The 5,184-nt window shown below is 73.3% G+C and carries 6 protein-coding genes and 1 pseudogene; 4 read left to right on the plus strand and 3 right to left on the minus strand.

Annotation, left to right across the window (positions count from 1 at the left end):
- Positions 1-96: 96 nt before the first annotated feature.
- The 3 genes and pseudogenes from ACWD3D_RS33130 to ACWD3D_RS33140 form a co-directional block, all read left to right on the plus strand.
- A pseudogene (locus ACWD3D_RS33130) lies at positions 97-477 on the plus strand (hypothetical protein); the annotation flags it as partial.
- Between the two features lie 14 nt (positions 478-491).
- Positions 492-1,160 carry a YdcF family protein gene (locus tag ACWD3D_RS33135; protein WP_451464426.1) on the plus strand — a complete coding sequence of 223 codons (669 nt, stop codon included), beginning with the start codon at positions 492-494 and terminating at the stop codon, positions 1,158-1,160.
- Entirely contained in the window at positions 1,150-1,401 is a 252-nt protein-coding gene (locus ACWD3D_RS33140; RefSeq protein ID WP_451464427.1) for a WbqC family protein, read from the plus strand. The genes ACWD3D_RS33135 and ACWD3D_RS33140 overlap by 11 nt, the downstream gene beginning before the upstream one ends.
- A gap of 389 nt (positions 1,402-1,790) precedes the next feature.
- On the opposite strand, the gene ACWD3D_RS33145 is transcribed toward ACWD3D_RS33140, so the two are convergent.
- From ACWD3D_RS33145 to ACWD3D_RS33155, 3 genes are all read right to left on the minus strand, one after another.
- Positions 1,791-2,225, minus strand: coding sequence for a hypothetical protein (locus ACWD3D_RS33145; RefSeq protein ID WP_451464428.1), 435 nt, complete (start codon positions 2,223-2,225; stop codon positions 1,791-1,793).
- 314 nt (positions 2,226-2,539) lie between these two features.
- Positions 2,540-2,848: a lysine transporter LysE gene (locus ACWD3D_RS33150; protein ID WP_451464429.1), complete on the minus strand. Its 309-nt coding sequence runs from the start codon at positions 2,846-2,848 to the stop codon at positions 2,540-2,542.
- Positions 2,849-3,100: 252 nt separating this feature from the next.
- A complete protein-coding gene (locus tag ACWD3D_RS33155; RefSeq protein WP_451464430.1) occupies positions 3,101-3,898 on the minus strand; it encodes an alpha/beta fold hydrolase in 798 nt (265 codons plus the stop codon).
- 161 nt (positions 3,899-4,059) lie between these two features.
- On the opposite strand from ACWD3D_RS33155, the gene ACWD3D_RS33160 reads away from it, so the two are divergent.
- Positions 4,060-5,184, plus strand: a 1,125-nt coding sequence (locus ACWD3D_RS33160) for an AAA family ATPase (protein ID WP_451464431.1), incomplete at its 3' end; no start/stop codon positions are given.

Consider the following 5,184-nt stretch of genomic DNA (forward strand, 5'->3'; position numbering starts at 1 on the left):
CGATCGAGGACGAGGAGTCCATCGTCTCGGGTCGCTGCGTCGGAGAGCAGGATGTGGCCATGGGCGGTCCGGGTGCCCAGGGGGCAGGGGCTGTAAAACGGTCGGCACGACTACGCGACCCGCGTCATGCAGGCCGCGACCCGCGACTTCGAGGGCCTCACCGAACCCGACGACTGGTCGGTGGCCCACCAGAAACTCGCCCTCGCCCGCCGTGGCGCCGGCGACCTCACCCAAGCCCCGCACTTCGTCGACATCGCCCGCAGCAGCGGCGCCACCGACTCACCGATGCGACGCGTACGGCTGGACACCGCCCATGGCCACATCCTGCTCTCCGACGCAGCGACCCGAGACGATGGACTCCTCGTCCTCGATCGGGCCACCCGCACGGCCGCGCAGTACGGACTCGTCCGCCAACTGCGCAGTATCGAGGGCATCAAGGCCATGAGCGAGGGGCCGACCGGCCCCCGGCGAGGGTGACCAGGGAGAGACGCGTGAGCGACAACCAGCAGGCCATCACCGAGGACCAGCGGCGCCAGGCCACGCTGATCTGGGACTACCACCAGATGCACCACCCATTGCGGCCGGTCGACGTGGCGATCGGGCTGGGCAGCCACGACCTCGGCGTCGCCACCCACTCCGCCGAGTTGTCCCGCGCCGGCCTGTTCCCGACCCTGGTCTTCACCGGCGGCAACAGCCCCACCACCGCCAAGGTCTTCCCGCGCGGCGAGGCCGTCCACTTCCGTGAGCACGCCCTCGGTCTTGGCGTCCCGGCCGAGGCGATCCTGCTGGAACCGGAGGCAGGCAACACCGGGCAGAACATCACCCTTTCCCGAGAGGTCCTCGCCGCCGCCGGCATCACCCCGGCCACGGTGCTGCTGGTCTCCAAGCCCTACATGGAACGGCGGTCCTTCGCGACCGCCCGCAAGCTGTGGCCCGACGTCGAGATCCTCTGCGCGTCGGAGCCGCTGGGGTTCGACGACTACGTGAAGTCCATCGGTGACGAGAAGCTCGTCCTGGACATGCTCGTCGGCGACCTCCAGCGCGTCATCGAGTATCCGAAGCTCGGATTCGCCATCGAGCAGCAGGTCCCGGAGGACGTGCGTGGAGCGTACGAATCCCTCGTCCACGACGGCTTCACCAGCCGCCTCATTGCCGCCTGAACTGCCCGAACCGGGCGGGCTGTGTGCCATCCACCAGCCCAACCTGTTCCCCGGACTGACCACACTGGCCGAGCTGTTCGCGGCGGACTACTGGATCGTCCTGGACGACGTGCGGTTCACCCGCCGCGACTACCAGCACCGAGCCCGCCTCGGTGACCTCGACGAACCGGGCCGCCGGCAGTGGCTCACCATCCCACCCACCTTCCCCACGGACGGCCAACTCTCATCCGGGACGCGCTGATCGGCGACCCCGGCCTGGCCCGTCGAAAGGCGGCGGGGGTGCTGCGGCAGTACTCCGGAGCGAGCCCGCACTGGCCGGCCCTCGCCACAGGCCCTGGTGAACTGCCCTCCCGACCGGGTCGTTCCCAGCGGCTCACGGATCTCCGCGCCGTCACCGATGCCCTCGCGGTCTGGTGGTGCCCGCCGCGTGACCGCTGCCTGTACGCACGGGCATGCCCTCGCACCCGTACCTCTCGGCAGCCCATCCTTCGACGTATCGCCCGGTGAGAGCAATGGCGGAGGATACGAGATTCGAACTCGTGAGGGGTTGCCCCCACCACGCTTTCCGGGCGCGGTGGGGGCACGGCGTCGGCTCCGGTGCCGCTCTCGTACGAAGGCCGGGCGTCCAGGTCAACCCGCGACCGGCAGGGCGGTGGCTATCGTGTTGCGGTCCTTGCGGCCGACCAGCGGGAAGACGATCCGCAGCCCCTGCTCGCTGTCGGGCGAGGAGACGACGAAGGACGAGTTGAGCACGCGCTCCTTGACCTCGGTGCGCACGAGGCCCGCCCGCGCGAACGTCATCAGGTGCTCCCCGGTCCGGGCGATGTTGGGGTTGGCCCGGAAGACGAAGAAGTGACGGTCGGTCATGACCAGGTACATCGGCACCGGCACGGGGATCACGGTCAACGCACCCGCGCTGAGGACCGCCGAGGCCACCGCGAAGGCGGCCGTCCTGCGGACCGAGACAGTCCTCAGGTTCACGATGGTCGCCACCTCGACCTGCTCCCCGGGGGCGAGCATGGGGGTGACGGCGGCGAGCAGCAGGCGGTGGCGCTTGGCGTTCATGACGTACTCCTGGAAAGGGTGGTGCGGAAGACGGGACAGGGGGCCAAGAAGCCTCCACGGCCCGCGCGCCGGCGCCGGTCCTCTGCACCCCCGCCCGCCCGTCCGGGCGTGGTCCCCTCTGCGACAGCCGGGCCACTCTGTCATACGCTCCCTCCGGCTTCCCGAGGAGCCCTCGGGTACGGTCCGGGGTGTCCAGGGACCCACCGTGCGCCTTTGAGACACCGCCGAAGGGCCGGGTGGGGGAAGCGTGTTCCCCGCCCGCCCCTTGTGCCGTACCGGTCGCGCTGGTCGGGCGCGCACGGAGCCGAGCGCCTTCAGAGACAGCCGCAGCCCGGGGTGTAGAGCAGCAGGAAGACGGCCGTCGAAGCGGCCAGGGCGAAGCCGGCGGTGGTCAGGACGGCGAGGCCCCGGCGGAGCCCCTTCGCGGAGGTGCGAAAGGTCTGCCAGGCGCCGTGCGCGAGGAGGAGGCTGACCAGCCCGGCTCCCGCGATGGTCAGGCGTGGGCTGAAGGACCAGCTCAGGTAGGCGATCAGAGCCACGCCGCCAAGCAGGGCGCAGGCGAGCCCGGTGAGAACCGCATCGGCGACGACTTCCCCCACCGTGTCGGCCAAGAAGTCGCCCACGCCCTTCGCCACCCTACGGACCCCCACCACGTCGCTCCGGCCTCGCGTCCTACGGCCCTGAACCGGGCCCGGTTCGGAGGACCTCCACCGGGCCGGAACGGTTGCGCGGTCCTCGGGGGACGTGAGCGGGACCACTGAGAACGGCCGACGCGGACACCGGCCGAGGGCCTGCCGGGAATCGACCCGCGGGGTGTGCGGCCGGGGGCGAGATGCCGCGGCTGCCGTCGCACCCCCGTGGATCAGGGGCAGCCCTCACCCCGCCGCCAGGAACTCCGTGATCGCGGCGGCGAATCCGGGCTCGCGCACCACCGAGAGGTGGTCGCCCGGGAGCACGGTGACCCGGGCGCCCCGGATCGCGCCCGCCAGCACCTCGGGGCGTACGGCCAGCGGGTCGGCGTCCCCGGCGAGTACGAGGGTGGGCACGGCGATCCGGTCCAGCGGTACCGGCCCCCGGAACGCCGCGCGTATCTGGGCGGCCAGCGCGTACCGGTCGGAGCCGGTGGCGTCGGCCAACGCACGGAAGCCACGCGCCTGTTCGGGGACGGTCGTCAGGTCGTCGGCGGTCAGCGCGGCCGACACCAGCTCGGGCGGCATCGCCCGGGTGTCCAGGCCGCCGACCTCCACCACGCCCGCGCCGACGCCTCCGACCACCAACCGCCCGACCCGAGGATCGGCCGCCGCCGTGAGCAGCGCGACGACCGCGCCCATCGAGTACCCGGCGAGGTGGTACTCGTCCGCTCCCAGCCGGTCGGCCAGGAGTCGGACGTCGCCCGCCATCGACTCCTCGCCGTAGAAGCCCTCTTCGTGCGGCCGGTCGGAGGTGCCGTGGCCCCGGGCGTCCAGCGCGTACACCCGGCGGCCGGCCACGAGGAGGGCCTCCACCACCCCGGGGCCGTCCCAGTTCAGCCGGGCGTGCGCGGCGAAACCGTGCAGCAGCACCACCGGAGGCAACGCCGGATCGGGGTCGCGGGACCAGGACCAGTACCGCAGGGTCAGTCCGTCCTCGGTGCGCAGTGCGGTGTGCTGTTCGGTGCGGAGTGGGATCGTCATGGCACGAAAGTACGGTCGAGGGTCGGCGGGCGCGCCGGAATCTGTGCGCGCGCACAGTCCGGAGACCGTTCTCCTGGGACGGCGCACCGCACCGGGCCGTTCGGGCCGATGGAGCGGACGTGCGTCTTCCGGCTCTGTTCACGCGGACGTAACGTGCCGGTGTGACTCCCTCGACGACCGTGCACAGTCCGCTCCGGCTGTACGGCCGCAGCGGTGAACTCGCCATAGTGGAAACCCTCTTGGGCCGTCTCGCGCAGGGCGACGGCGGTGCGCTCGTGGTGACCGCGCCGCCCGGTCTCGGCCGCAGCGCCCTGCTGGACGCGGCGGCCGAAACGCACCGCGCCCGGAACCGGGGCCCCGTGCTGCAGGTGACGGCGGTCCCCGCCGAGCGCCGCCTCCCGCACAGCGGGCTGCGCGCCCTGCTCGGCTCGGCCCCCGGCCCGCTCTCCGTACCGCCCGGGCGGGGGCCGCGCTCCGGCATCACCCCCGACGCGCTGCTCGCCCTGCTGCGGGAGACCGGCGCCGACCGGCCGGTGCTGGTCTGCGTGGACGACGCGCACGCCTGGGACCCCCCGTCCCGGGAAGCCCTCGGCTTCGCGGCCCGCAGGCTCGGGGCGGGCAGCCGGGCCGCCGTGCTGATCGCGTCGGCCGACGAGACCAGCTTCGCCGGGCTGCCCGCACTGCGCCTCGGCCCGCTCGACGACGAGGCGGCGGCCTGCCTGCTGGAGCGCCTCACCGGCAAGTCCCCCGACATCGACCCCGGGGTCCGCGGCGAGCTGCTGCGGGAGGCGGCGGGCAATCCGCGGCTGCTCGCCGGGCTCGTCGGGCACCTCACCGCGGACCAGCTGGCAGGCCGCACGGTGCTGCCCTTCCCGCTGCCCGGCGGCGAGAGCGTGCTCGACGCCCACGCCGCACAGCTCGACGGCCTCCCCGCCGAGACCCGCACCCTCCTGCTGCTGGCCGCCGCCGCCCAGGAGCACGAGCCGGAGGGCGCCGGAGCCGACGCCGGACTCCTGCTGAGAGCCGGCAACCGGGCGGGACTCGGCGCCACCCTGCTCGACCGCGCGCTCTTCGGGCCCGGCGGCATCCCCGGAATCCTCGAACGCACCGGCAGCCGCGTCCACTTCAGCCACCCCCTGCTCGGCCGCGCGGTGCTGCGGCACGCCCCGCCCGCGCACCGGCGGGCCGCCCACGAACTCCTCGCCGCGCTGCTCGGCCAGGTCGCCGCGCATCCGCTGCCCGCCCTGGTGCAGCGGGCCTGTGCGGCCCCGGCGCCGGACGCCGCC

Source organism: Streptomyces sp. NPDC002690 (assembly GCF_053592415.1).

Bases quoted from the DNA above. Each gene is read 5' to 3' on its own strand.
- ACWD3D_RS33145 (WP_451464428.1), bottom strand. From the start codon at position 2,225: ATGAACGCCAAGCGCCACCGCCTGCTGCTCGCCGCCGTCACCCCCATG.
- ACWD3D_RS33155 (WP_451464430.1), bottom strand. From the start codon at position 3,898: ATGACGATCCCACTCCGCACCGAACAGCACACCGCACTGCGCACCGAG.